Here is a 1916-nt window from a genome sequence, read left to right as displayed (position 1 = left end):
GGCAATGGGCCCCTGTCGAGGCGCTCGGCTCGTATGGCGGCTATCTCTGCGCCTCGCGCCCGGTCATCGACCTGATGACGAGCCGCGCCCGCAGCTTCGTCTACACCACCGGCCTGCCTCCGGCCTCGGCCGCCGCCGCCCTGGAGGCGCTGACGATCCTGGAGGCGGAGCCCGACCGGCGTGCCCGACCACTGACCCTCGCCCGGCGCTTCACCGCCCGTCTGGGCCTGCCGGAGGCCGAGAGCGCCGTCGTGCCGGTCCTGGTCGGCGAGGCGCAGGCGGCGCTCGACATCTCGGCCGCGCTGGAGGCCTCGGGATTCCTGGTGGTGGCGATCCGCCCGCCGACCGTGCCGGCCGGGACCGCGCGGCTGCGGGTGGCCTTCTCGGCCGCCCACGACGAGGCCCAGGTCGACGCCCTCGCGGAAGCGATGACCGTCCTCACCGGGCGCGCCTGAGAACCGCTTCCCGTCCGCATGGCGCGCACCTATACCGGGCGCCTGACGGAGCCGGAACGCTCCGGCCGGCCCGCCGCCGAGAAGCGGGTCAGATCCGGAATCGAGAGGACGACGCCATGGACGCCACCACGCTGCGAGCCCTCCAGGCTCCGATCAAGGACAAGTACCGCACCGCACCGGACGCGGCGGTCATCACCCTGAAGGCCAGGGGCACGCTGGACGACACCAAGATCGCCTGCAAGGTCGAGACGGGCCGCGCCATCGCGGAGGCCGGGCTCCATCCGGCGACGGGCGGTTCGGGGGCGGAGCTGTGCTCGGGCGACATGCTGCTGGAGGCGCTGGTCGCCTGCGCGGGGGTGACGCTCAAGGCCGTGGCCACAGCCCTGGAGATCCCGCTGCGCGCCGGCACGGTCAGCGCCGAGGGCGACCTCGATTTCCGCGGCACCCTCGGGGTCGACAAGGAGGCGCCGGTGGGCTTCCGCAGCATCCGCCTGTTCTTCGAACTCGATACCGACGCGCCGGAGGACAAGCTGGCGCAGCTCCTGAAGCTGACCGAGCGCTACTGCGTGGTGTTCCAGACCCTGAACCACAAGCCCGAGCTGTCCGTGGCCACGACCACGGTCTGACGGAGGGAGCATGGCGGGCGGCATCACCCAGACCGAATACTGGAACGGCGAGGTCGGCACGCGCTGGGCGCGCAATCAGGCCGTCCTCGACGCGATGTTCCTCCCGCTGACGGAGGCGCTGTTCGCCCGCACGCCCCTCGCTGCCGGCGACACGGTGCTCGATATCGGCTGCGGCGCGGGGGCCACGACCCTGGAGGCCGCCCGCAGGGTCGGGCCCGGCGGCGGCGTCACGGGGGCCGACATCTCGGCGCCGCTGCTCGCCGTGGCGCGGGACCGCGCCGCCGCGGAGGTTGCACGCACCGCCCCGATCCGGTTCGTGGAGGCGGATGTCGGGACGGCGGATCTCGGTCCTTTCGACGGGATCCTGTCGCGCTTCGGCGTGATGTTCTTCCCGGATTCCGCCGGCGCTTTCGCCAACATTCGCCGGATGCTCAAGCCGGGCGGCCGGCTGACCTTCCTGTGCTGGCGGACCTTGCCCGAGAATCACTGGGTGAGCGTGCCGCGCGAGGCGGTGCTGCCGCTCCTGCCGGAGCCCCCGCCTCCGCCGCAGCCCGACACGCCGGGACCCTTCCGCTTCGCCGACCCCGACCCGCTGGTCGCGCTCCTGCGCGCCGCCGGGTTCGCCGGCGTGACCTGCGACGCGCTCGACCGGGACATCGTCGTCGGTCAGGGCGAGACCGACACGGCGGCGACCGCGGCGGCCACCCACGTCTCCCTGAAACTCGGCCCCAGCTCCCACCTCGTCCGCGAGGCCGCACCGGATCTCCGGGCGCGGGCCGAAGCGGCCGTGGCGGCGGCCCTCGCGCGGCACGCGGCGGGCGGCGCCGTGCGCCTG

3 protein-coding genes are annotated in these 1916 nt (G+C 74.0%); all 3 read left to right on the top strand.

Annotated elements, in window-relative coordinates:
* On the top strand, window positions 1-455 hold a 455-nt coding region (locus I53_RS09640; RefSeq protein ID WP_043349745.1), incomplete at its 5' end, for an aminotransferase class I/II-fold pyridoxal phosphate-dependent enzyme.
* A 116-nt stretch (window positions 456-571) separates the two neighbouring features.
* Window positions 572-1081 (top strand): OsmC family protein, encoded by a 510-nt coding sequence (locus I53_RS09635; RefSeq protein WP_043349744.1) that lies wholly within the window; start codon window positions 572-574, stop codon window positions 1079-1081.
* Window positions 1082-1091: 10 nt separating this feature from the next.
* On the top strand, window positions 1092-1916 hold an 825-nt coding region (locus I53_RS09630; protein WP_051044746.1), incomplete at its 3' end, for a class I SAM-dependent methyltransferase.

It is taken from the genome of Methylobacterium sp. B1 (genome assembly GCF_000333255.1).
Classification (GTDB): domain Bacteria; phylum Pseudomonadota; class Alphaproteobacteria; order Rhizobiales; family Beijerinckiaceae; genus Methylobacterium; species Methylobacterium fujisawaense.
This window is presented reverse-complemented; position numbering and strand designations above follow the sequence as displayed.

Excerpts from the sequence above, each read along its gene's own strand:
- I53_RS09635 (WP_043349744.1), top strand. The coding sequence starts at position 572 with ATGGACGCCACCACGCTGCGAGCCCTCCAGGCTCCGATCAAGGACAAG.